This is a genomic window from Enterobacter sp. JS8-1 (assembly GCF_049187015.1).
Classification (GTDB): Bacteria; Pseudomonadota; Gammaproteobacteria; order Enterobacterales; family Enterobacteriaceae; genus Enterobacter; species Enterobacter mori.
In genome coordinates this window covers 2950284-2977037 of record NZ_CP185805.1, presented here as the reverse complement: position 1 = coordinate 2977037, position 26754 = coordinate 2950284, and the positions used below count along the sequence as shown (strand labels likewise).

Sequence of the window (26754 nt, the reverse complement as noted above, 5' to 3'; positions counted from 1 at the left end):
TACATCTGAGGACTCATGCTATGCCTGATGACCATCGCGTTTACAGTTATTCCGCCGTCCTGATGGGATCGCCCATCCTTCTCAAACTCTTTTCCCATGACGAAGCCCTCGCGTCCCGCGTATTTCGCCTGATCAAACAGTACGAAGACCTGCTTACCGTTAACCGTGCGCATTCGCAGGTGATGGATATCAACCATGCGGCCGGTCAGCATCCGGTTGCCGTCAGCCGTCCGGTGTTTGAGCTGATTCGCTGCGCGAAAGCGGCAAGCGTGCTTAAAGATAGCGCGTTTAACCTGGCCATCGGCCCGCTAGTGAAACGCTGGAAAATTGGCTTTCAGGGCGATAGCGTTCCGCCTGCCGATGAAATTACGGCACTGCTGGGCATAACCGATCCTACGGATGTGGTGCTGAATGAACCGAAGAGCAGCGTCTTTCTGATGAAAGCGGGAATGGAGATCGACCTGGGGGCCATTGCGAAAGGCTATATTGCCGACAGGGTGCGGGATTATCTGCACAAAGAGGGCGCCGGGCTGGGGCTGATCAACCTCGGTGGAAACATCCAGACGTTAGGCTCACCGGAAGGGGGCTGGAGCGTTGGGTTGAAAAAACCGTTCGCCGGTGATGCGCTGATTGGCGCCATGGCGGTAGAGAACCGATCCGTCGTGACCTCGGGAACATACGAGCGCTACTTCGAACAAAACGGCAGGCGCTATCACCATATTCTCGACCCGCGTACCGGGTATCCGCTGGACAACGAGCTGGACAGCGTCACCATCGTGTCGAAAGATTCCATCGACGGCGATATCTGGACCACGCTGATGTACGGCATGGGCGTTGAAAAGGGCTGCGCTGCGCTGCGCGCTCGTCCTGATATCGAAGCGATTTTTGTGACCAAAACAAAAGAAGTGGTGATCTCCTCGATGCACCACTTCCGCTTCACGCTGATGGATAACGACTATCGCGTTACTGACAATACTGTTTGAGTAACCCCGTTTGCTCCGGCTGCAGCCGATAGCGATACACCGGACGCCCGGTCGCGCCGTAGTGAATGCTGGTGAACAGAATGTTGATTTGCGCCAGCCAGATTAAATATTTACGGCAAGACACCCGCGAAATATTGACCGCGTTCGCCAGGTCATCGGTGGAAAACTCCATCTCCGGGTGCGCGTCGATCCACTGACAGATCGTGCGCAGCGTTTGCGGCGTTAACCCTTTCGGCAATTTCTTGCTGTCGGCGAGTTCCGGCGCCCCGCCGTGGATCAGCCTGTCCACGTCCGCCTGCTCATAATACTGGTGGGATCCCATCAGGCTGTGCTTTGCCTTCCAGCCGTTCAGCGCCTCTTCAAAACGCGGGAACTGGAACGGTTTGATCAGGTAATCCACAACCCCGTAATGCATGGAGGTCTGGATAGTGGTCGCATCGGACGCTGACGAGATCATAATCACATCAATCGGACGGCCTGACGCACGGATGATCGGCAGGAGATCGAGCCCGTTATCCTGCTGCATGTAGACATCCAGCAGCACCAGATCGACGGGCTGGTTCGGGTTATTGATAATGGCCTCGGCCTGGTTGAGCGTAGAGGCGACGCCGCAGCAGCTAAAGCCTTCAACACGGTTAACGTACAGACGGTTGAGGTCGGCTACCATGGCGTCATCATCGACAATTAATACATTTATCACGCGATATTCCTCTCGCTATCCCAGGGGATGTGAACAAAAAATTGGGTAAATACGCCAGGCTCAGATTCGACGGTGATATCGCCGCCCAGATTCTGGATTTGCTGACGCGCAAGGAACAGCCCAACGCCCCGGTTTTCACCTTTTGTTGAGAAGCCCTTCGTAAAAATAGCCTCCAGCTGAACCGGATCGATACCGGGGCCATCGTCGCTGACTTCGCAACTGAGCCAGCCATTTTGATAGTGTAACAGCAGAGTGATTTCGCCTTCCGGCTGGCCTTCCATTGCGTCCAGTGCGTTTTCAATTAAATTACCGAGCACGGTGACCAGCACCGCAACCTGCTCTTCATTGGCGGTATCCGGTATCTGGCACTCATCTGCCAGCGTGAGTGTGATGCCCACTTCTTTGGCACGGTGAATTTTACCCAGCAAAAAGCCTGCGATAACCGGTGATTTGACTTTGCTCTGGATGGTGCCAATGTCCGTTTGGTAATTATGCGCCGTCTGGAGGATGTACTCCTCCAGTTTGTCATAGCGCTTAATATTCAGCAGACCCAGGATCACGTGCAGTTTATTCATAAATTCATGGGTGTGGGCGCGCAGGGCATCGACGTAGTTGACCATCCCATCGATGCGCTGCATCAGCTGGCTGATTTCCGTTTTATCGCGGAAGGTGCTGATCGCCCCGATCACCCGATTCTGACTTTTAACGGGCACCATATTACAGAGCAACAACCGTCCGTTGCAGCTGATCTCCTGATCCTGACGCGCCACCCCGGTTTTCGACACGTCACGCAGGCTTGCCAGCAGCGGTTCGCTGGCGTTTTCGGTCTGTTTGCCCGACGGCAGAAGCAAAATCTCTCTGGCAGCGTGGTTAATCATCGTCACGCGGCCGTGAATGTCGACCGCCAGAACCCCTTCCCGGAGCGACTGCAGCATCGCCTGACGTTGTTCAAACAGCGCGGAGATCTCGTACGGCTCCAGCCCAAACAGGATGCGTTTGAGCACGCGGACCAGGCCCCAGATCGCCAGCGAGCTCATCAAGATGCTGAATAACACGGTCCAGAGGGCGTTAAGGCGCCCGCGGGTGATTTGCTCTTCAACTTTTTTGAGGGAGATGCCGACCACCACCACGCCGATCTGCTCTTGCTGCGCGTCATAGACGGGCGTAAAAACGCGCAGCGCTTCGGCGAGCGCGCCCCGGTTGACGGAGACATTCTCTTTACCTTCCAGCGCGGGTGTTAAATCGTCACCGATAAAATGCAGCCCCAGCAGCGCTTCGTTCGGGTGAGAGTAGCGGATCCCGCGCATGTCAGTGACCACGGTAAACAGCAGATCGTTACGTTTTGTCACCGCCTGGGCGAGGGGCTGAATAATATCCGCCTGGGGCGCCTGCATCAGGCCGCGTTTGACTTCAGGGCTGTCCGCAAGGGTGCGGGCAATGCCGAGCGCGGTGTCTTTGACATCATCGCGGGTCGCACGGGTGATTTGCACAGAATAGAGCGCAAAGACCAGCAGCAGCACGGAACCGATAATCGCGCACACCATCAACGTGACGAGGGTGTTCAGTTTCATAGGGCGCTTGCGCGTCAGGGGGAAGGGCTGCAAATCGCTCATCAACACTCCGCGATGATTATAAAGAGGTAATTATCGCTGATGACGCGCTTTTCTTAAAGCCATGTAAAAGCATGTGTTTGGTCCTCTTTTCGTGACCCTCCTCTCATGTGACCCATATAAAACACTTTATAGTGTGGGGGTACTCATAATAAGGAGGCTGTTTATGAGCATTATGCTTACCGGTTCGGTCAAGGAAAGACGGCACGCCAGCACGATGAATATCGATAGATTGTCCACGCTGGATATGCTGAACGTCATTCACCAGGATGATGCACAAATCTCTTCTGCTATTACCCCTTTCTTAACAACGATTGCGCGCGTGGTGGATAACGCTGCGGCGACGCTCAGTCATGGCGGGCGTCTGGTGCTCGTCGGTGCGGGGCCTTCAGGACGTATAGCAAGGCAGGCGGCTGATGAGTATGCGCCGGGTAAACATCCCGTTATCGCTATTACGACGGACGGTGAAGCGGCAAGCTACGAGCGCGGCGTCGCCGACCTGCAGGCGCTTAAGTTTGGCGAGCACGACATGATGCTGGCGGTGACCGTCAGCGGAAAAACGCCGTGGGTATGGGGGGCCATGCGACATGCATGGTCGCTGGGTTCACCGGTAGCGGTGATGACAGGTGATGCGCAAAGCGAGGCGGCACAGTTAGCGAGTATGGTGATTGCGCCTGAGCTGGGGCCTGACGTGGTGGCGGGATATGCCAATGCCAAAGCGGGGATCGCGCAAAAAATGATCCTGAATATGGTGACCACAGGGCTGGCGGTGAGGTCCGGGCGCGTCTACAGCAACCTGCGCGTGGATCTGGAGGCAACCAGCACCAAATGGTCTGAACGGCAAATCGCGATAGTGATGGAAGCGGGCGGATGCACCCGGACTGAAGCGAAGGCCGCGCTGGAGAGCTGTAACCACAACTGCAAAACGGCGGTGTTGATGGTGCTGACAGGGCTGGATGCCTGGAAGGCGCATGAACTGCTGGCGCAGAATAACGGGTTTATTCGCGTGGCGCTGCAGGAAGCACCATAACATTTCACCGCTGCATAAAAAAAGCCCGCGAATGCGGGCTTGAGTATTTCTGGGGATTAGAACTGGTAGGTCATGCCTACGCCAACGATGTCGTCGGTCGCGATGCCGTTGTCGTTGTAGAACGCGTCATCTTCGTCCAGCAGGTTGATTTTGTAATCAACGTAGGTAGAGAAGTTTTTATTGAAGGTATAGGTCATGCCAAGGTCGATGTAGTTAACCAGATCCTGGTCGACATAATCGTAGCCATTGCCTGGGTGATAGTCGTTGCCGCCCAGATCGACGCCCTTAGAGTATACCCATGCCAGGGAAGGACGCAGGCCGAAGTCGAACTGATACTGTGCTACGGCTTCAAAGTTCTGAGTTTTGTTGGCGATGCCGTCGCTGCCGTAAGGCGTCATGTTACGGGTTTCGGCATACATCATCGCCAGGTAAATATCGTTAGCATCGTATTTCGCGCCGATGGTCCAGGCTTCCGCACGTTCGCCGCCAGCATATTTGCTGAAGCGATTGTAACTGCCTGCGCCGTAAGCAACCTGCTCGTTGGTGCGGTCAGAAGAAGAGTACGCAGCACCCAGGCTCAGGCCAAAGTCGAAGTCATAGGAGGTTGACATACCAAAGCCGTCGCCGTTCTGGAAACGTACGTTTTCATGGCCGTTTTTGGTGCCTTCCTGATCTTCATTTGCGTTGCTGCCTTCATTATTGCCCTGATACTGCAGCGCAAAATTCAGACCGTCAACCAGACCGAAGAAACCTGAATTACGGTAGGTTGCCAGACCGTTAGCACGGCCATTCATGAAGTTATCGGTCCAGGTGTAAGAATCACCGCCGAATACTGGCAGCATATCGGTCCAGGCTTCAACGTCATACACGACGCCGTAATTACGGCCGTAATCAAATGAACCGAATTCAGCGTATTTCAGGCCAGCGTAAGCCAGACGGTTAAATGATTTATCACCAGCGCCTTCGGTATCGTTAGCGTAGGTTTTATATTCCCACTGGCCATAACCCGTCAGGTCGTTGGTAATCTGTGATTCGCCTTTGAAACCAATCTGCACATAGGTTTCATCGCCGTCGTCGCCAGCGTTATCTGAGAAGGTATGACGAGCATCGACTTTACCGTACAGGTCGACTTTGTTGCCGTCTTTGTTGTACATCTCAGCTGCATTTGCTGCGCCAGCCATTAATAATACGGGTACAAGAATTGCCAGAACTTTTCTTTTCATTATATATTCCCTTTAAAGATAATTTATATGAATATATGTAATCACCCTCCGTAATTACGTGCTTGATACTATTCTATGGTTAGATAATTTGGTTCAAAAATAAATGTAATTAAATTAGTAAAAATATTGCAATATATTTCTATTAGTCTCTTTATTTTTCATGTGAATTAATTGATTGAAAATATAGTGGGTAATTATTATTAAGTATTTCGTGTGTCTATTTTTTAATTGATTAAATTTGGCTATGTTATAATTCACGCTTAATTTTGGTAACAGGGAAGAAAGATGGAACTCACTCAGTGGCAACAGCGCTTCGAATCCTGGCTTGATCAACATCACGCTACCGACGACGCTGCGCATGATATTTCACACTTTCGTCGCGTCTGGATGACGGCGCAGAAAATCATGCCTCATCACCACGCTGACCCGCTGGTGGTGATGACGGCCTGCTACTTTCACGACATTGTCAGCCTGCCGAAAAATCATCCCGAACGCAGCCAGTCCTCACGGCTGGCGGCGAGTAAAACGCGTGATATTTTGCAGCGCGATTTCCCGGATTTTCCGCCAGAAAGGTATGCCGCGGTGGAACACGCCATTGAAGCGCACAGCTTCAGCGCCGGGATTGCGCCACAAAGTCCCGAGGCAAAAATAGTCCAGGATGCCGACCGGCTGGAAGCCTTAGGCGCTATCGGTCTGGCACGCGTTTTTGCCGTATCCGGTGCGCTGGGTGTCGCACTGTTTGATGCGAGCGATCCGTTTGCGGATTCCCGTGATGTAGACGACAAAGCCTTCGCCCTCGATCACTTCCAGACCAAGCTGCTGCGCCTGCCTGAGACGATGCAAACCGAAGTGGGGCGTGAGCTGGCCCGACATAACGCCGATTTTCTGATCCAGTTTATGGCGAAACTGAGCGCTGAACTGCAGGGCGACTGCCTGGGGCTGGATGGCCAGGTATTGAGCCGCTTCCGTCGGAGTGTGAGCCGGTAAACTGTGGTAATCTGTCTCCAGTCTTTATTGCCCGGTTAAGAGAATGCAAGAAATACGATCAGTGATTGAGCCCGCGCCAGCGCAGGCTGAGAAATCAACGGCAGCCGTGCAGGCATTACTGCGGCAGCTGCTGGACATCTATGATGTTAAAACCCTTGCCAACCAGCTGGTGGCCCATGGCGAGAGTCACTGGAGCCCGGCAATACTCAAAAGACTGCTGATAAGCGACAGGGCAGGGCACCGCATGAGCGACGGCGAGTTCCGTTACCTGCAAAATTTGCTGCCGCGTCCTCCCGCCGCGCATCCAGACTATACGTTCCGCTTTATCGATCTGTTCGCCGGTATTGGCGGCATCCGCCACGGTTTTGAAGCCATTGGCGGGCAGTGCGTGTTTACCAGCGAGTGGAATAAACACGCGGTGCGTACCTATAAGGCCAACTGGTATTGCGACCCTGATGAACACCATTTTAACGCTGACATCCGCGATGTGACCCTGAGCCATAAAAGCGGCGTCAGCGACGAAGAGGCCGCAGCGCATATTCGGCAAACCGTGCCTGAGCACGACGTGCTGCTGGCGGGCTTCCCGTGCCAGCCTTTTTCGCTCGCCGGGGTGTCGAAAAAAAATGCCCTGGGACGCGCCCACGGGTTTGCCTGTGATACGCAGGGCACGCTGTTTTTTGACGTGGTCCGCATTATCGATGCCCGCCGACCGGCCATATTTGTGCTGGAAAACGTTAAAAACTTAAAAAGCCATGATGGCGGGAAAACCTTCCGCATCATTATGCAAACGCTGGATGAACTGGGCTACGACGTGGCCGATGCGCAGGACATGGGCGCAGACGATCCGAAAATCATCGACGGTAAATATTTTCTGCCGCAGCATCGCGAACGTATCGTGCTGGTAGGTTTCCGCCGGGACCTCAATCTTAAAGGCGACTTCACCCTGCGGGATATCCCGTCGCTGTATCCGGCGCGCCGACCGAGCGTGGCCGAGCTGCTGGAGCCCGCCGTTGACGCCAAATTTATCCTGACGCCGGTACTGTGGAAATACCTCTACCGCTATGCCAAAAAGCACCAGGCCAAAGGCAATGGGTTCGGTTTTGGCATGGTGAACCCAACAAATCCAGACAGCGTGACCCGCACCTTGTCGGCGCGTTATTACAAAGATGGCGCAGAGATCCTCATCGACAGAGGCTGGGATAAAGCGCTGGGCGAAAAAGACTTTGACGATCCGCAGAATCAGCGCCATCGCCCACGTCGCTTAACCCCGCGTGAGTGTGCGCGGCTGATGGGGTTTGAGTCGCCGCAGGGCTACAGTTTCCGTATTCCGGTGTCAGACACCCAGGCTTACCGTCAGTTTGGTAACTCGGTGGTCGTGCCCGCGTTTGCGGCGGTGGCGAAACTGCTGGCCTCACGCATTAAACAGGCTGTGGCGCTGCGTCAGAGCGAGGCCGTCAATGACGGACGTACACAATAAAGCGACGCGCAGTAAAAACATGCGTGCCATCGGCACGCGTGATACCGCCATCGAAAAACGGCTGGCGGAATTACTGACGCAGGCCGGTTTTGATTTTCGCGTCCAGGATGCCGCGCTCGCCGGGCGTCCCGATTTCATCCTCGACGCGTATCAGTGCATTATCTTTACCCACGGCTGTTTCTGGCACCATCACAACTGCTACCTGTTCAAGGCTCCCGCAACGCGAACCGATTTCTGGCTGGAGAAGATAGGTAAGAATGTAGAGCGGGATAAACGCGATATTGCGACGCTGCTTTCTCAGGGCTGGCGGGTATTAGTCGTGTGGGAGTGCGCCCTGCGCGGCAGGCTAAAACTGAGCGATCTGGACCTGACAGAGCGGCTGGAAGAGTGGATCTGCGGCGGCGCGGAGGCCGCGCAGATCGATACGCAGGGGATTAAGGTTTCTCCACCTCGCACGGCGTGACGACCGGTTTCGCAGGCAGCAAATATTTGCCCAATGTTACCAGCACCACCGCAAAAACAATCACACCCAGCGCCAGCCATTCAACCGTCGATAACACTTCTCCCGCAAAACCGGTACCGAGCAGGACGGCGACCACCGGGTTCACGTAGGCGTAGCTGGTGGCGACGGCCGGGGAGACATTGCGGATCAGGAACATATAGGCGTTAATGGCAATAATGGAGCCAAAGAGCGCAAGATACCCCACGGCCAGGAAGCCAGACAGGTCCGGCATCGTTGTCAGCTTCTCACCCATCAGCGTCGAGGCAATCAGCAGTACGATACCCGCCGCGAGCATCTCAATCGCGCCTGCCATCATGCCGGAAGGCAGTTCAATCCGCGAACCGTAGACGGAGCCAAACGCCCAGCTCATGGAGCCGACCATGATCAGCAGCGCACCCCATGGGTTTCCGCTCAGATTGCCACCGCTGTTGAGCAGGATGATCCCCGCAAGCCCTATGCCGATCCCCAGCCATTCCAGCTTGCGGGTGCGGATACCGAACAGGCGGCTAAAGCAGAGGGTAAACAGCGGGACGGTGGCGACCACCACGGCGGCGATCCCGGACGGTACATTCTGGTGCTCCGCCACGGTCACGGCACCATTCCCAACGGCCAGCAACAGAAAGCCAATCAGTGCCGCGTTGAGCAGCGGGCGGAGTGGGGGAAGCTTGTGGCCGCGCAGCAGCAAAAACGTAATCAACAATACGCCCGCAGAGAAGAAGCGGATCCCTGCCATCATCAACGGGGGCCAGCTTTCCACACCGATTCGAATGACAAAATAGGTGGATCCCCAGATGATATACAGCGAAAAAAGTGCTCCAATGAGCGGTAATAGTTGCCGGAAACGCATAGTCCCTCACGTCGAAATAAAAAGTTCGCTCATAGTAAACGCCAAAACTATCGGTCTGGCGAGTGCTTTAATTGTGGTGTGGATGTGAATTTTTTGTTGACGTCAGGTGCCTGTTTCCGGGTGTCCGGTTTTGTTCCATACTATTCACTTAATTAGCAAAAAAAGAAGGATAGAGATTTTGGCAGGAAGTAGCTTATTAACATTACTGGACGACATTGCCACCTTGCTGGATGACATTTCGGTCATGGGAAAACTGGCGGCCAAAAAGACCGCCGGTGTATTGGGGGATGATTTATCGCTGAACGCGCAGCAGGTTACCGGCGTAAAGGCTAACCGGGAGTTGCCGGTGGTTTGGAGCGTGGCGAAGGGGTCCTTTATCAATAAGGTGATCCTCGTTCCGCTCGCGTTGTTGATCAGCGCCTTTATCCCCTGGGCCATCACGCCACTGCTGATGATTGGCGGCGCGTTTTTGTGCTTCGAGGGGGTCGAGAAAGTCCTGCACTCTTTTGCCTCACGTAAGGAGAGCGACACGCCAGAGGTGCGCCAGCAGCGACTGGAAGCCCTGGCCGCTCAGGATCCTTTGGCGTTCGAACGTGATAAGGTGAAAGGGGCAGTCCGCACTGACTTTATTCTCTCGGCCGAAATCGTGGCGATTACGCTGGGGATTGTGTCAGAAGCACCGCTGGTCAATCAGGTTATGGTGCTTTCCGGCATTGCGATTCTGGTGACCGTGGGCGTTTACGGCCTGGTGGGGCTTATCGTCAAGCTGGATGATATTGGCTACTGGCTGGAGGAGAAATCGAGCTCGGTAGCACGCGGTATCGGTAAAAGCCTGCTGACGCTGGCCCCCTGGCTGATGAAAAGTTTGTCGGTCGTGGGTACGCTGGCCATGTTCCTCGTCGGCGGCGGGATTGTCGTGCACGGTATTGCGCCGCTGCACCATGCGATTGAGCATTTTGCCTCGGCGCAGGGGGCGGTTGTCGCCGCTATTTTGCCGACGCTGTTGAATCTGGTGCTGGGCTTTATCATTGGCGCTATCGTGGTCGCTGCCGTAAAAGCAGTCGAAAAAATGCGTGGAGCCTCGCACTAATTGCTACCCGAACAGGGATGCAAAAAGGCCATTCCTCGTCTAAATTGAAAAAGTTTCACCCTGATACAGGAGGCGGGTATGGTCTTTTTGGTCAGTGATGAAGTTAAGCCGAAGAACGGTGGTCCGCGTATGATTGTCACAGGTTATTCCAGTGGTATGGTGGAGTGCCGGTGGCATGATGGTTATGGCATCAAGCGGGAAGCGTTTCGTGAAGACGAGCTTCAGCCGGGGGACGGACGGCAACATCGCGAGAAGGCTTAATCACTCTAACGCCCGGTTCGCCGGGCGTTTTTATGTGACATTCAGGGAGTGTGTGTGCAGCGCGATACCTATGTTGTAAAACGATCTCTTCAGCAATGGCTGCATCAGCGTAGCAATCCCGGCCTGATTGTTAATCTCTGTTTTATTATTGTCCTGGTCTTTTCCACGCTCCTCACCTGGCGTGAAGTGGTGGTACTGGAAGATGCCTATATCTCCAGCCAGCGTAACCATCTGGAAACGGTCGCAAATGGCCTGGACAGGCAGTTGCAGTACAACGTCGATAAACTGCTTTTCTTCCGTCACAGCATGCGCGATGCGCTGCAAACACCGCTGGCATTCGGTGTGCTGCACAATGCGGTGACGCGTTTTAATACCCTGCGGAACACCACAAACTGGCAAATCGCGGTGGACGAAAATCGCACGTTACCCATCAACGGGGTGTCCGATGCGTTTGTTGAAAAAACCACGCTGCTCAACCGTGATAACGATCGCCTGGCAAACGAACTCTCTGCGGCCCTCGAAGTCGGGTACCTCCTGCGTCTGGCGTCATCGCACAGCAGTAATGTAGAGCGGGTGCTGTATGTTTCCCGCGCAGGGTTCTTTATCGCAACTGATACGCCTGCACAACCGAGAGATATTTCTCCCCGCTATTATCAGCTGGTCACGCAGCCCTGGTTTTCACAGCAGTCTGAGCGTGAAAACCGCGCACGTGCCGTTCGCTGGTTTATTTCGCCTCCGTCGTCTTTTATCGGGAACAAGCGGCTTATTACCGCCAGCGTGCCGATCTATTACGACCATTTCTGGTATGGCGTGGTGGCGATGGATATCAGCGTTGATACGATGAAACAGCTGCTGGTGGAGGCCATGGACAACCATACAGAAGGTGAATACCAGCTTTACGACACGCGCCTCAATATGATTGCGACCTCAGAATCACCCGAAAGTACGGTTAACCACTTCGATGCAAGCGAGCTGGCGCAGATAGCTCACGCTATCGAGTCCGACACGGAGGGGGGGATTCGTCTGGGTAGCCGCTTTATCAGTTGGGAACGGCTCGATCATTTTGAGGGCGTTGTCCTGCGCGTGCATACGCTACATGAAGGGGTTCGCGGGGACTTCGGCAGCATCAGTATTGTGCTGGCGCTACTCTGGGCGCTTTTCACCGCCATGCTGCTGATCTCCTGGCTCGTGATCCGGCGCATGGTCAGCAATATGTATACGCTTCAACACTCGCTTCAGTGGCAGGCCTGGCACGATCCGCTGACCCGCCTGAATAATCGCGGGGCGCTGTTTGAACGGGCGAATTCCCTTGCAAAGCAATGCCAGCAGCAGTCCCTGCCGTTGTCTGTCATCCAGATCGATCTGGACCATTTCAAGGGTATCAATGACCGGTTCGGGCATCAGGCAGGGGATAAAGTGTTGTCGCACGCCGGAGGATTGATTGCGAGTGCGTTGCGCGCCAATGACGTGGGCGGCCGTGTGGGTGGCGAGGAGTTCTGTGTCGTGCTCCCTGGCCTGACGCTTGAGGAAGCGGCAAATGTTGCTGAGCGGATCCGCGCACGGATCGACAGCAAAGAGATTCTGGTTAAGAAGAGCGTCACTCTGCGCATCAGTGCCTCACTGGGCGTCAGCAGCGCGCAGGAGACGGGTAACTATAATTTTGAGCAACTGCAGTCAATTGCCGATGCGCGGTTGTATGAGGCAAAGCAGGGGGGACGCAACTGCGTCGTCTGGCGCGATCACACCAAGAAGTGATCGAGCCCTTCGCGCCAGCCCTCGGGACCGGGACGCTGCGTGTGATAAACCCGTTCCGGGCTATCGTTCTGCAGCGAAATGCCCTGGCGGTTAATGCCTTTGACCACCACCGCAAAATCGACGCTGTCTAACAGCGGGGCGTCGTTGGGACCATCGCCCAGCCCAAGGGATGTCCACGCAACAGGCTCCTGCAGACAATACTGTTCAGTCAGCCATTTTACCGCCACATCCTTGCCGCAGCGCGCGTCCAGGACGTGCCAGAATCTCGCCCCCTGTACAAACTGCAGGCCATGCGGTTCCAGCGCCTCTTCAAAGCGCGTCATTTGCGCATCGCTGTCGCGCCAGATTAACGTCAGGGACGCTTCATGCCTGCGCGCAAGCAGCGAACGGGAAGGCGTCAGTCCCGTCCATTCACTGATTACCCGTTCATTCACGTCATCAAAGGTGGTGAATTTAACGTGCGTTTGCAGTCTGATCTGCTCGATGATGTGACGAATCGTAGGGTGAGACATCCCCGTGATGCGCCGGGCAGGGGGATCCCAGCGAACATCAGGCTGAATGACCGCCCCGTTTTCCGCAATGAATGGCAGACCTTCCAGGCCTAACTCCTGCTGGATGTCGAGCATCTCAGCCGCCGTCTTGCTACTGCAAAGGATAACGGGGACCTGTTTATCCTGTAGCCGCTCCAGCCATGCGGCGGCAGGCTGCCAGTCATAGGTATGAATATCCAGCAGTGTCCCATCCAGATCGGTGAAAATCAGCAGTGGATTCTGAAGCGAAGGCATAACGGCTCCTGATGGCTGACGCGCGCTTATCTAAGATTATTCCTAAAAAATGACAGTGCCGGGAGAGCGGTTTGACGGAATCGTTCCTGCGTAACCCACACGCGGCGCATGTTGCTGCTCATAACTAAAATTCACATGTATAAAATATTATATTCGCCAGGAGAATATATGCTTGTCAGACAAATCCGTTGGGGATAGTGTTGTTTCTACATCAGATTTCCTGGTGTAACGAATTTTCAAGTGCTTCTTGCATAAGCAAGTTTGATCCCGGCCATCCCCATGACCGGGATTTTTTTCATCTTACCGATTCGCTTCAGACACGCTGAAGTCATGAATATCAAGCTCGAAGGCTTCGGCCAGCTCGCGGTAAGTGTGATAGTCCCTTCCGTTCACAATCACTTTGTCTGACTCATCGTCTGAGCGGCGAACTTCGGACTCACTGATCTCATTGATAGCGGCCAGCAGGGCATCGACATCCACCTCCACCTCACGCTTGATGGTGTCGCTGTACTCTTTATCGGTCTTCATTACGGGGTCCTCATGCAACCGTGTCCATCCATAAGTATAGACCGCACACAAAAACACCATTCGCGCCGGGGGTCGGTGCCAGTTAATGCGTTTTGTTCTACACTGGCTCAAAACCACAGGAGGAATGTATGAAGGTCAACGATCGGGTAACCGTTAAAACGGACGGTGGACCGCGCCGCCCGGGTGTGGTGCTGGCAATAGAAGAGTTTAGCGAAGGTGTAATGTACCTGGTTTCTCTGGAAGACTACCCGCTCGGTATCTGGTTCTTTAATGAACTGGGACATGAGGATGGTATTTTTGTGGAAGCAGCGGAATAGCGTGGTGTCGGGCGGCGTTCCCGTCCCCGGCCCATGCGGCTGAAAATGCAAAAATCTCTGGCCAGGCCAGAGATCGCAGGTAGGGTACAGAAGGTCTTGCGCGGATCAGCGCATATTAACGAAAATTCCGTTTGTGACATTATCGGTCAGGCGAACGACGTGGTAGATCACTTGCTTATTATGCGTTTTAATTTTCCTTTTAATATTTCCTTTGTGTGACGAAACCGTTTTTGCCTTGATATTCATCTGGTCCGAGATCTGAATTGTCCCTTGTCCAGCCATCCACATTCTGAGCATACTTGATTCAGTTCTGCTTAATGATAGGGTGGGTAAGTTAACCGCTCCTACATTCTTAACTTCTTTATTCAAATAATCACCCAAAATGTCATCCAGCGACTCGGGTTTAATCGATTTAGAACTGATCAATAAATTTTTACGGACCAACAAGTATTCGTCGAAATGAATATTGGCGATCGCCATAAAAACAATAAACAACGTTTTAGGATGCTGATTAATGATTTGCTTAATGTGCTGACTGTTGGCTGGATCGTGAATGAAACAGTCCTCATTAATAAACACCACGCCGGGCTTGTGTGCTTCACAAGCGGCTTCGAGTTCGTCAACGGTGTGTGCATCGTTGATGTCTCTCTTTCTTACCCCTCTGCTTGCCAGATACCCGGTTAACCCTAGCCGGGTGTAGCTGCATAAATCCATAATGATCGTTGACATGGCATACCCTCACTCAATGCGTAACGATAATTCACCATCTGCCTGAGAGCTCATAAACAGCCATACGGGATGGAAAAAACCAAATAAAACCTGTGAGCATGACAAAGACTTTCAGGCGAACTCACTATCCCGTAAAGTTACTTATAATTTGCCAGGAATCTTCTTAAAGTAAAGTAAATATTAAGTATTGTGAGATGGTTAGAAACATTTAAACCGCGTCAGATATATCCTGGAAGATGTTTTTCGCGTTTTATTTTAGGAATATCCTCAGAAAGACAATATGGAGTGTGAGGACTATTATTTGCGAGGCAGTTCGCTGACAATATCCGCTAACAGGTTGAATATCTCGCTGAATAAATGTTCACAGAAGGGGGCGATAAGTGGCATTAGCAATGACATTAATAAAAGACCGACCGTCAACGTCACGGGAAAACCAATGACAAACACGGAAAGCTGCGGCGCCATTCTGTTCAGCAGGCCTAATGCCAGGTTAACGGTCAGCAACAGGGTGATGATCGGCAGCGCCAGCATCAGCCCGTTGAGAAAAATCAGCCCGGCGGCACGCACCAGCGCCAGAAACGCGTTGCTGTTAACCGGATTTTCGCCAATCGGCAGCGTGTGGAAGGTGTCCACCAGCATTGAGATAAGCCATAAGTGGCCGTTAAACGACAGGAACAGCAGCATCGCCAGCAGATCGATGATACGCGCCAGCACCGGCATGTTGAGGTGGCTGCCGGGGTCGACGAAGGTGGCGAAGGATAACCCCATTTGCAGGCCGATCAGCTCACCCGCAGTACGCACTGCCGCAAAGGCGAGCTGCATGGTAAACCCAACGGCGACGCCGATCATCACCTGCTGAAGCGCCACCCATACGGCGTTAGCGGAAAATACAGGGATATCAACCGGCGGCAGGGACGGGGCGACAATAATCGTGATGACGATCCCCAGCCCCACTTTGATGCGCTTGGGTATCGATTTCTCGCTGAGAATAGGGGCGGTTGAGATGAGCGCCATAATGCGCAGCATCGGCCAGAAGTAGACGCCCAGCCACTGGACGTATTGATCGCTGGTGAAGTGCAGCATCGTGATATCAGCCGATGATGTACGGCAGATTGGTGAACAGGTTGCGCATATAGTCCAGCAGCAGGTTCAGCATCCACGGCCCGGCGACGATAATCGCCACGAACACGGCAATGATTTTCGGGATAAACGACAGCGTCATTTCGTTAATCTGCGTGGCGGCCTGCAGGATACTGATGATCAGACCGGTCACGAGGGCAACAAGCAGCAGCGGGGCGGCAACGGCAATCGCGACTTTCATCGCTTCCGTGCCCATCATCATGACCGATTCTGGCGTCATTGCGCGCTCCTCAACTGTAGAAACTCTGCGCCAGCGAACTGACCAGCAGCTGCCAGCCATCGACCAGCACAAAGAGCATGATCTTAAAGGGCAGAGCGATGGTCGCAGGCGGTACCATCATCATCCCGAGCGCCATCAGGACGCTGGCGATCACCAGGTCGATAATCAGGAACGGAATGAAAATAGTGAAGCCAATCTGGAACGCGGTTTTTAGCTCGCTGGTGACATAGGCTGGCAGCAAAATGCGCATCGGCACCGCTTCCGGTCCCTGAAGCTCGCCGGTGTTGGAGAGGCGGGCAAAGAGGGCTAAATCTGCTTCACGCGTCTGGCGCAGCATAAATTCACGCAGCGGCTGCGCGCCTTTCTCCAGCGCAACTTCCATCGAGATTTTATCTTCGCTAAACGGCTGGTAGGCGTCGGTGTAAATCTTGTCGATCACCGGCGACATAATGAAAAAAGTCAAAAACAGGGCCAGACCCAGCAGCACCTGGTTGGGCGGCGCGGAAGGCGTTCCCAGGGCGTTTCGCAGCAGGCCAAAAACAATGATGATGCGGGTAAAGCTGGTCATCATCAGCAGAATGGCCGGAATAAAGGTCAGCGAGGTGATGAACACCAGCGTCTGAACCGAAAGCGACCAGCTTTGACCGCCTCCGGCAAGCGGGGTCGAGACCAGACCGGGCAGTTGCGCATAGACCGCGGGAGCAAACAGGCCAACACCCGCAAGCGTAAGGGATAACAAACGGCGCATCAGGATCTCCCGGAACGCTTAAGCAAACTCTTCATAACGGACTGGAAATCCGCTGGGGCTTCTGCGCGCTCGTCACCCGTGACAGGGGCGGGCGGCAGTTTATGTAATACATTGATGTTTGAGGCGGTGATCCCCAGTACCAGACGCGCATCTTCCACGTCGACGATGACCACGCGCTCGCGTGGCCCCAGCGTGGTACTGGCGCTGACTTTCAGGCCGCGCGTTCCGGCGGTTTTACCCGCCAGACCAAAACGCTTTGCCAGCCAGGCCGCAATAAGAATGAAGGCAATAATACCGAACAGGGCACCGCTCACCTGGAGCAGCGGCGAGCCAGGTACCGCGGAGGGTTGGGACATTGTTGCCTGGGTTTTCATGCTTAACGGCTCAGACGACGCATACGTTCGGATGGCGTAATGATGTCGGTGATGCGCACGCCGTACTTATCAGCAACCACCACCACTTCACCCTGAGCAATCAGATAACCGTTGATCAGAATATCCAGCGGTTCACCGGCCAGGCCGTCAAGGGCGACCACGGAACCCTGCGTCAGGCGCAGCAGCTCTTTTATGGTCATGCGGGTGCGGCCCAGCTCAACCGTCAGCTTAACCGGGATATCCATGATCAGGTCGATATCCTGCAGCGTGCCGCTGACGTCGCCGCCGCCCAGCTGCTGGAATACCGCGTCCGCCGCGCTTTTCGTCGGGGTCGTCTTTTGCTCGTTTAACGCGTCAGCCCACAGATCGTCCAGTGCTCCGCTGTTCTCATCGGACGGATTGTTCATGTCACTCATTTGGGCTGTTCCTCATTCAGCGAATTCAATATCGGGTTGATCAAGTGCTCAACGCGTAACGCATACTGGCCGTTAATTGTGCCGTACTGACTGGTCAGCACGGGGACACCATCCACATGGGCAATAATGCGGTCGGGTTTTTCTATCGGCAAAACGTCGCCGGGTTGTAATTTCAGGATCTGAGATAACCGCAGCGGAATATCGGCAAAGCTCGCTACCAGCTCCAGCTGCGAATGCTGAACCTGGCGAACCAGGTTTTCACGCCAGTTCTGATCTTCGTGGCGCGAGTTCTCCAGCGGCGGGTTCACCAGCAGCTCGCGCAGCGGTTCAATCATGCTGAACGGCAGGCAGATGTTGAACTCACCGGTCAGGTTGCCGATTTCAACGTGGAACGGCGTGTTAACGACGATATCGTTCGGCGAGGTGGTGATATTGGTGAACTTCACCTGCATCTCGGAACGGACGTACTCCACTTCCAGCGGGTTAATCGCCTTCCACGCGTCGCTGTAAGACTCCAGCGCCAGCTTCAGCATGCGGTTAATGACGCGCTGTTCGGTGTGGGTGAACTCACGACCTTCTACTTTGGTCGGGAAACGCCCGTCGCCGCCGAACAGGTTATCCACCGCAATGAACACCAGGCTTGGCGAAAACACCACCAGACCAGTGCCGCGCAGCGGCTTCAGATGGATCAGGTTAAGGTTGGTTGGCACCGGCAGGTTGCGGGCAAACTCATGATACGGCTGAATGCGGATCGCGCCGACGGTGATATCCGGGCTACGACGCAGCAGGTTAAACAGCCCCATACGGAACTGACGCGCAAAACGTTCGTTGATGATCTCCAGCGCCTGCAGACGTTCACGTACCACGCGACGCTGGGTATTCGGATCATAGGGGCGAATATTGTCGTCGCCGCTCAGTCCCGGTTGCGGATCATCACTCTTATCGCTGTCGCCGTTGAGCAGCGCATCGATTTCTGCCTGAGAAAGAATACTGTCGCCCATGTCGTTACCGCAGAATGAAGGCTGTATACAGAACGTCAGTGACTTCCTGCTTCGGTTGGCCGTTTACCAGCGGGGTCGACAGCGTCTGTTTGATGGCGTCGACCAGTTTTTGCTTACCGTCATCGGTAGCGAGCGTCGAAGCGTCCTGACGAGAGAAAAGCAGCAGCAGACGGCTACGCACTTCAGGAAGATAATCGTTCAGACGAGAACGGGTAGCTTCGTCTTTCAGGCGCAGCGTAATGCCAACATAAAGCACACGATCCGCATCACCCAGGTTGACGGTGAAGGTGTCCAGCGGGAAGAACACGGGAGCCGGAGGCGGTGGCGCTTCAGCTTTGGCAGCAGCGGCAGTCGGTTCCTGCTGCATACGCCAGTAACTATAGCCCGCGGTAGCGCAGGCGGCGAGCGTGATCAACACCAGCAGCGGGATCCAGATGGAGCGCTTACTTTTTTTGGTGATAGCGGAGTCAGTCATCTGATACGAGCTTCCTGTTTCGGTACAGCTTAATAGGGTGATTATCCCGTGTCCGCCTTATCTCAAAGCGTGGAAAAGACGGGAATAATCACGCTACCTCTGGCGTTTAGGCGAAGATATCCACTGCGCCATTTCCCCGCGCGGCGGATTGCAGGGCGGCAGGGGTCGGCAATAACTCATCACTCTCTTCATTGAACGCGCCGTGCTGGCCCGAGCGGGAAGCCTGCTGTTGCTGCTGTGATGAGGATTGCTGCTGTCCGGCGAAGCTCTCGCTGCTGACGCTGCTCTGCGAAAGCTGAATGCCGCTTTCCGCCAGAGAGGTGCGTAAGACAGGCAGAGCAGCCTCCAGCGCCGCGCGCACGTGGCTGTGCGGAGACACCATCTGCAGCTGCGCCTGGTTATCATCCAGTTTAAGCGAGATTTGCACCTGGCCCAGGTCTTCCGGGTGCAGACGCAGCTCAGCGGTCTGCTGGCCTTGCTTCGTGAACAGCGTGATGTGCTGACTCAGCGTCTGCTGCCATTCGCTGGTGCCGAGCGGCTGGCTCAATACCGGCGCGGTGGCAATGGTTGCAGCAGGCTGTGAGGTCGCGTGGCTGCTGAGGATCGGTGCCATGGTTGCGGTGGGCGAGGTTGACGACGCGCTGCTCGCGATGTCCTGTTTCTCAGCCGCCGCCGCGACCGCAGGCGTCACGGGTACGCTGGCTGGCAGGGCTGCGTCAGCCGTTTGTGCCACAGGCTGAGACGCCGCCTGAGGCGGGTTATTCTCTTTTCCCGGCAGCGCGTTTTTCAGCGTTTGCGGAAGCGCGGAGGTGAGGGACGTCTGAGCGGTAACGCCGTCGACGTGGGTTGCCTGCGTCGTTACCGGTGTTGCCGTCTGCTGGTGCGGCAGCATCGCCATCAGCGCGCTAAGCCCCGCGAGTTCGTCTTCGCTTAGGTCAGTTTTGCTGTCATCTATTGCGGACGCGTGCGTCAGCGTCTTTAACGCATCACCGTGGGTCGTCGGCATCAGCCCGGACACCAGCGTTTGCAGCGCAGTGGTCTTCGCCGCGTCATCGTCGGCGGTCAGCGTCTCCTGGCGTGAGAGCAGGTCGGCAATTTTCGCCTGCAGGGTGGTCTCGCCTGCGTCCTGTTGCGCTTCCCTGGACAGCTTGCTGCCAGCGGCTTTCAAATCAGCCAGGGTCAGCGGCGCATCTTTGCCCTGACCGGACGCATCGGTCAACGCGCCCGCCAGCAGAGAAAGAAAGTCTTGCGCACCCTCGGCGCCTTTCCCCGTTTGCGTGCCGCCTGACAGGTCGCTGTCGGTCATTAGCAGTTGTTGCAGTGTGATCATTCCGGTTTCCTCATTGATGCGCGCTGGGCAAACTCATCCATTTTTTTCTGATCCAGGCGGTTTTCCGCCAGGGTTGACGCCGCGACCTGTCGGTCCTGTAGCGTTTGCCAGGCCTGCAGCCGCTGTTTTTTCTCGCGCCAGAAGTTGAGCGCGGTATCCACTTTTTCGGTCCACTGGTTAAGCTGCAGGCGGTGTTGCTCAATCGCCTTTTCCAGCGTCTGGATAAACTGCTGATAGTTGATCCAGCGCTGGCTGCCAATGCCCTGCGTCATATCGGTATTCAGGTTGGTGCGATATTCATGCTGATAGTCGATTAACATCTTCAACTGCTCTTCAGCCTGCTGGCACCCGCGTCGCATTGCGCCAAGCTGCAGTGCGGCATCATCAACTTCTTTTTCAGCCAGATCTTTTAGCGTTGATAACGCGCTGTTTTGCGCCATGACCTTCGCCCTCCACCTGTGTTACACCTGCGGGAAAATCAGATCCAGAGCCTGGATTGAGTCTTCCCAGTCGGCGCGTTCAAAAATACCTTGTTGCAAAAACGCCTCCAGCTGCGGCCAGAGCGCAATCGCTTTGTCGAGCATCGGGTCGCTGCCTTTGGCATACGCCCCAACGCTCACCAGATCGCGGTTGCGCTGGAAGCTGGAGAGCAGTTGTTTGAAGTTACGCACGCGGGCGTAGTGCTTCTCGGTTATCAGCGCCGTCATTGCGCGGCTGATGGATGCTTCAATATCAATCGCCGGGTAATGCCCCGCTTCGGCCAGACGTCGCGACAGCACAATGTGACCGTCGAGGATCGCACGCGCGGAGTCGGCAATCGGATCCTGCTGGTCATCGCCCTCGGTCAGCACCGTATAGAATGCGGTGATCGAGCCGCCGCCGCTGATGCCGTTCCCCGCGCGTTCGACCAGCGCCGGGAGCTTGGCGAATACCGAAGGCGGATACCCTTTGGTGGCCGGAGGCTCACCGATGGCGAGCGCGATTTCACGCTGCGCCATTGCGTAACGGGTCAGGGAGTCCATGATCAGCAGGACGTGCTGGCCGCGGTCGCGAAAATCTTCGGCGATGCGGGTCGCGTAGGCGGCACCCTGCATACGCAGCAAGGGGGACACATCCGCCGGGGCGGCAATAACCACCGAGCGGGCGCGGCCTTCCGCACCCAGAATGTTTTCGATGAAGTCTTTAACTTCGCGTCCACGCTCGCCAATCAGCCCCACGACGATCACATCGGCCTGGGTATAGCGTGCCATCATGCCGAGCAGGACGGATTTCCCCACGCCGGACCCGGCGAACAGGCCCATACGCTGTCCACGTCCCACGGTCAGCAGGGCGTTAATCGGGCGCACGCCGGTATCCAGCACGTGCTCGATCGGGGTACGCTGCAGCGGGTTGAACGGCTGGGTGATCAGCGCCCCGGTTTCGGTGGTGTCCGGCGAGGGCAGGCCGTCGAGCGGCTTGCCGCTGCCGTCCAGCACGCGCCCAAGGAGCGCTGGCCCAAGCGGTAACTGCTTGCCGCTTTGCAGACCGTCGCCTGAACTGTTTTTCGCGTAGACGCGCGCGCCGGGCAGAATGCCTTCAACTTCTTCGAGCGGCATCAGGAACAGGCGCTGGCCGTTAAATCCGACCACCTCACTTTCGACCTCACGCATTTCCAGTCCGTCCTGACGCTCAATAACGCAGGTGGCACCCAGCGGAAGCTGCAGGCCCGTCGCTTCCAGCACCAGGCCGGTGGCGCGGGTCAGACGGCCATAACGACGAACAGATGGCAGTTGTGCCATCTTCGTTTCAAAGTTATCGAGCGTGTTGAGCCAGCGGGTAAGGCGTGCGGTCATTAGACAACTCCCGGTGCTGCCAGGCGGCACAGTTCTTGCCAGCGGGTGGCGACGCTGGCATCCAGATCGCCCTCATCCGCCGAGACTTTGCACCCGCCGTGGTGTAACGAGGGATCGCCCCGCAGTCGCCAGCCGTGCAGGCTGAGCGTCGCGCCAAGACTCTCTTCCACGCGCTGGAGATCGTCCGGGTGAACGCGCAGCTGCGGTTTGCCGCTGAACAGCGGCTCCTGCTGCAGCAGACCCTGAATCTGTTTAATCAGCGCCGAGTTATCGACGGTTGGCGTCTGGCCAATCACCTGACGCGCGGCTTCCAGCGCCATCTGCATCAGGCGCGACGCAATAACGCTGTCGAGCGCGTCCAGCGTATGCTGGAATTCGCTCACCAGCTGCTGCATACGGGCATTGAGGGGCGCCTGCTGCTGACGCGCCTGTTCGATGCCTTGCTCCAGCCCTTTTGCCAGCCCTTCCTGATAACCCTGCTCCTGACCTTTCTGCCGTCCTTCGTGCAGACCGGCGTTGAAGCCCTGTTCGTGCGCCTGCATTTGCATCTGCGCCAGCATCTGCGCACGCTGCTCTTCTTCGCTCAGCTCGGGCACCGCGGCATCGATATCGCCCTCATCGGACGGGAGTGCGGCGGGGATAAACTCGGAGAGGGGAGGCGCCAGATCGTCGGGTGTCCAGCGCGTCCACGGCAGCTCATTAGACATAGGTGTCGTCTCCGCTGCCAATCACCATCTCGCCGGTTTCGGCCAGTCGACGAACGATAAGCAGGATCGCTTTCTGTTCGTTTTCCACCTGAGACAGACGCACCGGACCACGGTTGGCCAGGTCGTCGCGCAGGATATCGGCTGCACGCTGGGACATGTTGCGCAGGAACTTCTCGCGCAGCGGCTGCTCGGCACCTTTGAGGGCGATAAGCAGCGATTCGGAGTCCACTTCCTGAAGCAGGCGCTGGATGCTGCGATCGTCCACTTCGACCAGGTTTTCGAACAGGAACATCTCGTCGATAATTTTCTGCGCCAGCTCGCCGTCGAACTCGCGCACCGCGGTGATGACCGCTTCTTCCTGCTGCGTTTTCATCAGGTTGATGATCTCGGCCGCCGTTCTCACGCCGCCCATTTTGCTGCGCTTGAGGTTCTGGCCATCGAGCAGGTTGTTCAACACTTCGGTCAGCTCCGCCAGCGCGGCTGGCTGGACACCGCCAAACGTGGCGATACGCAGCATCACATCGTGACGCAGACGCTCGTCGAACAGCGCCAGAATATCGGCTGCCTGGCCCCGTTTGAGGTGAACCAGAATGGTCGCGATAATCTGCGGGTGCTCGTCGCGAATAAGATCGGCGGCACTCTGCGGCTCCATAAAGTTGAGCGTTTCGATACCGCTGGCGGTATCGCGGGTTTCCAGAATATCTTCCAGCAGGCTGGCGGCGCGCTCTTCGCCCAGCGCCTTGACCAGCACGGAGCGCAGGTATTCGTTGGCGTTGACGTTGAGCGCGGCAAACTGTTCGGCTTCCTGCTCAAATTCCGCCAGCACTTCGGTGAGCTGCTTGTTGGAGATCTGACGCACGTTGGCCATGGCCGCAGAGAGGATTTGCACCTCTCTTTGCGAGAGGTGTTTGAACACCTCTGCCGCGCGGTCTTCGCCAATGGTCATCAGCAGGATGACGCTTTTATCGGTACCTGTAAGCGTATTACTCATGTTCGTTACCCATCCAACCGCGGATGACCAGCGCGACGACGCGCGGATCGTTATCTGACATTTCGCGAATGCGCTGGCTCATCACCTCAGCGCCCATGCGCTGGTTAGCACGGCGCTGCTGCATCTGCTCGTCTTTGCTGAGGTGGACTTCAACCGCTTCTTCCACGTCCTGGCGATTATTCTTCTGTTCCAGAGCGGCTTTCTCGGCTTCAGCACGGCGCTGGAGCTGAGGACGTACGCCCTTACGCCACAGCAGCCAGGCAACAATCAGCACCAGTAACCAGCGGCCTGCGGACATCAGTTGATCGATAAACGACTGCTGTTGCCAGAACGGCAGTTCGCCACCGCTTTCATCAACCGAGTTGAACGGTGAGTTCACCACGTTCAGCGTATCGCCACGTTTTTCGGAGTAGCCCATCGCTTCACGGGTCAGATCTTCAATCTGCTTCATCTGCTCGGCCGTCAGCGGCAGAGGCTTGCCGTCCGGCAGGGTTTTGTAGTTCACCACCACGGCAACAGACAGACGCTGAATATCCCCCACGTTCAGTTTGGTGTGGCGGATAGTACGGTCCACTTCGTAGTTCGTGGTTTCGTTACGGCTGTTGGTACGCGGTCCCGCGTTATTGGCCGTTGAGGTTGTCTGCTGGGCATTCTGCTGGTTGGCCGGAGGCGTTGAAATCGGTGCCGCGTTAGCCGGAGCAGGCTGGTTAGACAGCGCGCCCGGCACGCCGCCAGGGTAGGGGCCGCCCACCTGCTCGTTCGAGTTAATCTGACGAGAACGCATCACCGCCTGAGACGGATCGCCGTTCGGGCTGTATTGCTCTTCCGTTTGTTCTTTATTCGCAAAATCGATCTGCGCGGTAACCTGAGCATGCACGTTGCTGTTACCGACGACCGGGCCCAGGATCGCTTCGATACGGCGCTGAAGACGACCTTCCACATCGGCCGCGTACTTCAGCTGCGCGTCGTTCAGATCGCGACCGGCGCTGTTGTTTTGCGTCAGCAGATGACCACCCTGATCTACCAGCGTCACGTTGCCCGGCGGTAAGCCTGCAACCGCGCTGGAGACCAGATGCGTGACCGCGCTGATTTGCCCTTCGTCCAGCGCGCGGCCAGGCTCAAGGTTGACGGTTACGGAGGCAGAAGGGGATTTCTGTTCACGAACAAATAAAGAGGGTTTAGGCATGGCAAGGTGCACACGCGCACTCTTCACCGGGCCTAAGGTTTCAATGGTACGGGCCAGTTCACCTTCCAGCGCGCGCTGGTAGTTCACCTGCTCGCTGAACTGGCTGATACCGAATTTTTCCTGATCCAGCAGTTCGAAACCGACCGCGCCGCCTTTCGGCAGACCCTGCTGCGCCAGGCGCAGGCGAAGCTCGTGCACCTTGTCCGCTGGCACTTCAAGCGCGCCGCCGTTATCGGCAAAGCGATAAGGGATGTTCATCTGGGTAAGCTGGGTGACGATGGCACCGCCATCCTGATCGGAAAGGTTACTGTAAAGCGTGCGGTAATCAGGGCTTTTCGCCCACAGGACCATCGCAACAAGGATCGCAATGGCGGCAGCGCCTGCCACGATCAACGGGATTTTAGGGTTCGCGCGAAGGCGGTTCATCCACTCGAGTGATTTATTCTGTGGCGCTGTCGATGCTGTTGCACTCATTGCGCACCTCTTAAATCCTGGTGGTTTACGTTATTCGTGTAGAGAAACAAAACTGACTCCCGGGTCGGCAAACACGACAAAAGTTCCATATTGATGGCCCTGCCATTATTTGATGATTCGTGATTTTCTATGCGTCAAATAACCTGGTTTTTTAACGCTATTTACCGCCATTATCTGATTGACAAGCTGTTAGTCTTGACCGCGTAAAAATCCATCCAGGGGAAAGTCATGGCTATACAGGGCATTGAAGGGGTAATCAGTCAGCTGCAGGCAACGGCAATGACGGCTCGTAATCAGAACGTGATGGACGAACCTTCAACCATCAGCTTTGCGGGGCAACTGCACGCCGCGCTTGACCGTATCAGCGACAAGCAGAACGCCGCCCGGACGCAGGCGGAAAAATTTACGCTCGGTGAGCCGGGCGTGGCGCTTAATGATGTGATGGCCGATCTGCAAAAAGCGTCGGTGTCTCTGCAGATGGGCCTCCAGGTGCGAAATAAGCTGGTATCGGCCTATCAGGACGTCATGTCGATGCAGGTATAAAACCTGCCGATCTTACGCTGGCACCCATACCGCTTTAATGCCACAATATTTTTTTCTTCCCACGCAGGAAAGATGATGAAAAAAATAGCAATTGTGGGTGCGCTTCTGGCGTTAACCGGCTGTGTTCAGGTTGATAATTATCAGGAAGTCATCAAGCACCCTGTGCCGTCGCATCTGGCAGGGTACTGGCAGTCAAAAGGGCCGCAAAGCAAGATGGTGAGCCCGGAGGCGATTGCCACGCTGGTGGTGACGGAAGAGGGCGATACGCTGGATTGCCGTCAATGGCAGCGCGTGGTGGCGGTGCCGGGCAAGATTATGCTGCGTTCGGATGATTACTATAACGTGACCCGCAAGCTGGATATCTATCCGCTGGAGCGTGATGGCGCAACGCTTGAGTATGATGGTATGGAGCTGCAAAAAGTGGATCGTCCAACGGTAGAGTGTGCGAATTACCTGAGCAAAAATCCGCTGGAGAGTAAACTACCGTAACGGT

The 26754-nt window shown here is 55.6% G+C and carries 30 protein-coding genes and 1 pseudogene; 11 read left to right on the top strand and 20 right to left on the bottom strand.

All coding sequences use genetic code 11. The annotated features are described in order from the left end of the window. The first annotated feature begins 20 nt into the window (after nucleotides 1-20). On the top strand, nucleotides 21-983 hold the full coding sequence (locus tag ACOQH0_RS14210; protein WP_421510626.1) for an FAD:protein FMN transferase: 963 nt from the start codon (nucleotides 21-23) through the stop codon (nucleotides 981-983). On the opposite strand, the gene dcuR is transcribed toward ACOQH0_RS14210, so the two are convergent. Continuing rightward, nucleotides 964-1683, bottom strand: coding sequence for a two-component system response regulator DcuR (gene dcuR / locus ACOQH0_RS14205; protein WP_010432304.1), 720 nt, complete (start codon nucleotides 1681-1683; stop codon nucleotides 964-966). The two genes, ACOQH0_RS14210 and dcuR, sit on opposite strands and share 20 nt — an antisense overlap. Further along, a complete protein-coding gene (locus ACOQH0_RS14200) occupies nucleotides 1680-3296 on the bottom strand; it encodes a sensor histidine kinase (protein ID WP_218307600.1) in 1617 nt (538 codons plus the stop codon). Before ACOQH0_RS14200 ends, dcuR begins: the two co-directional genes overlap by 4 nt. A gap of 163 nt (nucleotides 3297-3459) precedes the next feature. Between ACOQH0_RS14200 and ACOQH0_RS14195 the strand changes: the two genes are divergently transcribed. Beyond that, nucleotides 3460-4323 (top strand): N-acetylmuramic acid 6-phosphate etherase, encoded by an 864-nt coding sequence (locus ACOQH0_RS14195; protein WP_010432308.1) that lies wholly within the window; start codon nucleotides 3460-3462, stop codon nucleotides 4321-4323. Between the two features lie 56 nt (nucleotides 4324-4379). Here ACOQH0_RS14195 and ompC read toward each other — a convergent pair whose 3' ends face one another. Further along, nucleotides 4380-5546 carry a porin OmpC gene (gene ompC, locus ACOQH0_RS14190; RefSeq protein ID WP_421510623.1) on the bottom strand — a complete coding sequence of 389 codons (1167 nt, stop codon included), beginning with the start codon at nucleotides 5544-5546 and terminating at the stop codon, nucleotides 4380-4382. Nucleotides 5547-5831: 285 nt separating this feature from the next. Between ompC and ACOQH0_RS14185 the strand changes: the two genes are divergently transcribed. The 3 genes from ACOQH0_RS14185 to ACOQH0_RS14175 all read left to right on the top strand — a co-directional run bounded on the left by ACOQH0_RS14185 (nucleotide 5832) and on the right by ACOQH0_RS14175 (nucleotide 8473). Continuing rightward, nucleotides 5832-6533, top strand: coding sequence for a phosphohydrolase (locus tag ACOQH0_RS14185; RefSeq protein WP_421510621.1), 702 nt, complete (start codon nucleotides 5832-5834; stop codon nucleotides 6531-6533). Nucleotides 6534-6594: 61 nt separating this feature from the next. After that, nucleotides 6595-8010 carry a DNA cytosine methyltransferase gene (locus ACOQH0_RS14180; RefSeq protein ID WP_421512359.1) on the top strand — a complete coding sequence of 472 codons (1416 nt, stop codon included), beginning with the start codon at nucleotides 6595-6597 and terminating at the stop codon, nucleotides 8008-8010. Then, nucleotides 7991-8473, top strand: a complete 483-nt coding sequence (locus tag ACOQH0_RS14175) for a very short patch repair endonuclease (protein WP_421510620.1) — start codon at nucleotides 7991-7993, stop codon at nucleotides 8471-8473. Before ACOQH0_RS14180 ends, ACOQH0_RS14175 begins: the two co-directional genes overlap by 20 nt. On the opposite strand, the gene yedA is transcribed toward ACOQH0_RS14175, so the two are convergent. Beyond that, complete coding sequence (gene yedA / locus ACOQH0_RS14170) at nucleotides 8445-9359, bottom strand: drug/metabolite exporter YedA (protein ID WP_108417542.1); 915 nt, start codon at nucleotides 9357-9359, stop codon at nucleotides 8445-8447. The two genes, ACOQH0_RS14175 and yedA, sit on opposite strands and share 29 nt — an antisense overlap. Before the next feature lie 178 nt (nucleotides 9360-9537). Here yedA and ACOQH0_RS14165 point away from each other — a divergent pair, with 178 nt between their 5' ends. The 3 genes from ACOQH0_RS14165 (at nucleotide 9538) to dgcQ (ending at nucleotide 12465) form a co-directional block, all read left to right on the top strand. Further along, a complete protein-coding gene (locus ACOQH0_RS14165; protein ID WP_421510619.1) occupies nucleotides 9538-10449 on the top strand; it encodes a DUF808 domain-containing protein in 912 nt (303 codons plus the stop codon). 78 nt (nucleotides 10450-10527) lie between these two features. Next, the gene (locus ACOQH0_RS14160; protein WP_010432330.1) at nucleotides 10528-10710 is read left to right on the top strand and encodes a YodC family protein; all 183 of its coding nucleotides are present in this window, start codon (nucleotides 10528-10530) and stop codon (nucleotides 10708-10710) included. Nucleotides 10711-10764: 54 nt separating this feature from the next. Next, nucleotides 10765-12465 (top strand): cellulose biosynthesis regulator diguanylate cyclase DgcQ, encoded by a 1701-nt coding sequence (gene dgcQ, locus ACOQH0_RS14155; RefSeq protein WP_421510617.1) that lies wholly within the window; start codon nucleotides 10765-10767, stop codon nucleotides 12463-12465. On the opposite strand, the gene ACOQH0_RS14150 is transcribed toward dgcQ, so the two are convergent. Further along, nucleotides 12450-13250, bottom strand: a complete 801-nt coding sequence (locus tag ACOQH0_RS14150) for a mannosyl-3-phosphoglycerate phosphatase-related protein (protein ID WP_421510616.1) — start codon at nucleotides 13248-13250, stop codon at nucleotides 12450-12452. The genes dgcQ and ACOQH0_RS14150 overlap by 16 nt on opposite strands. 300 nt (nucleotides 13251-13550) lie before the next feature. Beyond that, nucleotides 13551-13778 (bottom strand): YodD family peroxide/acid resistance protein, encoded by a 228-nt coding sequence (gene yodD, locus ACOQH0_RS14145; protein ID WP_120157917.1) that lies wholly within the window; start codon nucleotides 13776-13778, stop codon nucleotides 13551-13553. Between the two features lie 128 nt (nucleotides 13779-13906). On the opposite strand from yodD, the gene dsrB reads away from it, so the two are divergent. Continuing rightward, the gene (gene dsrB, locus ACOQH0_RS14140; RefSeq protein ID WP_010432339.1) at nucleotides 13907-14095 is read left to right on the top strand and encodes a protein DsrB; all 189 of its coding nucleotides are present in this window, start codon (nucleotides 13907-13909) and stop codon (nucleotides 14093-14095) included. Nucleotides 14096-14200: 105 nt separating this feature from the next. Here dsrB and rcsA read toward each other — a convergent pair whose 3' ends face one another. The 14 genes and pseudogenes from rcsA to fliF all read right to left on the bottom strand — a co-directional run bounded on the left by rcsA (nucleotide 14201) and on the right by fliF (nucleotide 25718). Beyond that, nucleotides 14201-14824, bottom strand: a complete 624-nt coding sequence (rcsA, locus tag ACOQH0_RS14135) for a transcriptional regulator RcsA (protein ID WP_010432341.1) — start codon at nucleotides 14822-14824, stop codon at nucleotides 14201-14203. Nucleotides 14825-15114: 290 nt separating this feature from the next. After that, nucleotides 15115-15907: pseudogene (gene fliR, locus ACOQH0_RS14130) on the bottom strand (flagellar biosynthetic protein FliR); the annotation flags it as partial. A 7-nt stretch (nucleotides 15908-15914) separates the two neighbouring features. After that, entirely contained in the window at nucleotides 15915-16184 is a 270-nt protein-coding gene (gene fliQ / locus ACOQH0_RS14125) for a flagellar biosynthesis protein FliQ (protein ID WP_003859587.1), read from the bottom strand. Nucleotides 16185-16194: 10 nt separating this feature from the next. Further along, a complete protein-coding gene (gene fliP, locus ACOQH0_RS14120; protein WP_042716760.1) occupies nucleotides 16195-16932 on the bottom strand; it encodes a flagellar type III secretion system pore protein FliP in 738 nt (245 codons plus the stop codon). Further along, nucleotides 16932-17306 (bottom strand): flagellar biosynthetic protein FliO, encoded by a 375-nt coding sequence (fliO, locus tag ACOQH0_RS14115; protein WP_029485119.1) that lies wholly within the window; start codon nucleotides 17304-17306, stop codon nucleotides 16932-16934. The genes fliP and fliO overlap by 1 nt, the downstream gene beginning before the upstream one ends. Before the next feature lie 2 nt (nucleotides 17307-17308). Continuing rightward, complete coding sequence (fliN, locus tag ACOQH0_RS14110; protein ID WP_003859592.1) at nucleotides 17309-17722, bottom strand: flagellar motor switch protein FliN; 414 nt, start codon at nucleotides 17720-17722, stop codon at nucleotides 17309-17311. Continuing rightward, on the bottom strand, nucleotides 17719-18723 hold the full coding sequence (fliM, locus tag ACOQH0_RS14105; protein WP_010432363.1) for a flagellar motor switch protein FliM: 1005 nt from the start codon (nucleotides 18721-18723) through the stop codon (nucleotides 17719-17721). The genes fliN and fliM overlap by 4 nt, the downstream gene beginning before the upstream one ends. 4 nt (nucleotides 18724-18727) lie before the next feature. After that, a complete protein-coding gene (gene fliL / locus ACOQH0_RS14100; RefSeq protein WP_010432366.1) occupies nucleotides 18728-19198 on the bottom strand; it encodes a flagellar basal body-associated protein FliL in 471 nt (156 codons plus the stop codon). A gap of 106 nt (nucleotides 19199-19304) precedes the next feature. Beyond that, the gene (gene fliK / locus ACOQH0_RS14095; RefSeq protein ID WP_421510614.1) at nucleotides 19305-20528 is read right to left on the bottom strand and encodes a flagellar hook length control protein FliK; all 1224 of its coding nucleotides are present in this window, start codon (nucleotides 20526-20528) and stop codon (nucleotides 19305-19307) included. Further along, nucleotides 20525-20968, bottom strand: a complete 444-nt coding sequence (fliJ, locus tag ACOQH0_RS14090) for a flagellar export protein FliJ (RefSeq protein ID WP_010432373.1) — start codon at nucleotides 20966-20968, stop codon at nucleotides 20525-20527. Before fliJ ends, fliK begins: the two co-directional genes overlap by 4 nt. A gap of 21 nt (nucleotides 20969-20989) precedes the next feature. Next, a complete protein-coding gene (gene fliI, locus ACOQH0_RS14085; RefSeq protein ID WP_010432376.1) occupies nucleotides 20990-22360 on the bottom strand; it encodes a flagellar protein export ATPase FliI in 1371 nt (456 codons plus the stop codon). After that, nucleotides 22360-23067 (bottom strand): flagellar assembly protein FliH, encoded by a 708-nt coding sequence (gene fliH, locus ACOQH0_RS14080; protein ID WP_108417549.1) that lies wholly within the window; start codon nucleotides 23065-23067, stop codon nucleotides 22360-22362. Before fliH ends, fliI begins: the two co-directional genes overlap by 1 nt. Then, nucleotides 23060-24058, bottom strand: coding sequence for a flagellar motor switch protein FliG (gene fliG / locus ACOQH0_RS14075; protein WP_003859608.1), 999 nt, complete (start codon nucleotides 24056-24058; stop codon nucleotides 23060-23062). The genes fliH and fliG overlap by 8 nt, the downstream gene beginning before the upstream one ends. Further along, nucleotides 24051-25718 carry a flagellar basal-body MS-ring/collar protein FliF gene (gene fliF / locus ACOQH0_RS14070; protein WP_421510612.1) on the bottom strand — a complete coding sequence of 556 codons (1668 nt, stop codon included), beginning with the start codon at nucleotides 25716-25718 and terminating at the stop codon, nucleotides 24051-24053. The genes fliG and fliF overlap by 8 nt, the downstream gene beginning before the upstream one ends. 228 nt (nucleotides 25719-25946) lie before the next feature. Here fliF and fliE point away from each other — a divergent pair, with 228 nt between their 5' ends. Together fliE and yedD are read left to right on the top strand one after the other, a co-directional pair. After that, nucleotides 25947-26261, top strand: coding sequence for a flagellar hook-basal body complex protein FliE (gene fliE, locus ACOQH0_RS14065; RefSeq protein WP_010432385.1), 315 nt, complete (start codon nucleotides 25947-25949; stop codon nucleotides 26259-26261). A 75-nt stretch (nucleotides 26262-26336) separates the two neighbouring features. Further along, a complete protein-coding gene (gene yedD / locus ACOQH0_RS14060; RefSeq protein WP_010432387.1) occupies nucleotides 26337-26750 on the top strand; it encodes a lipoprotein YedD in 414 nt (137 codons plus the stop codon). Nucleotides 26751-26754: the final 4 nt, after the last annotated feature.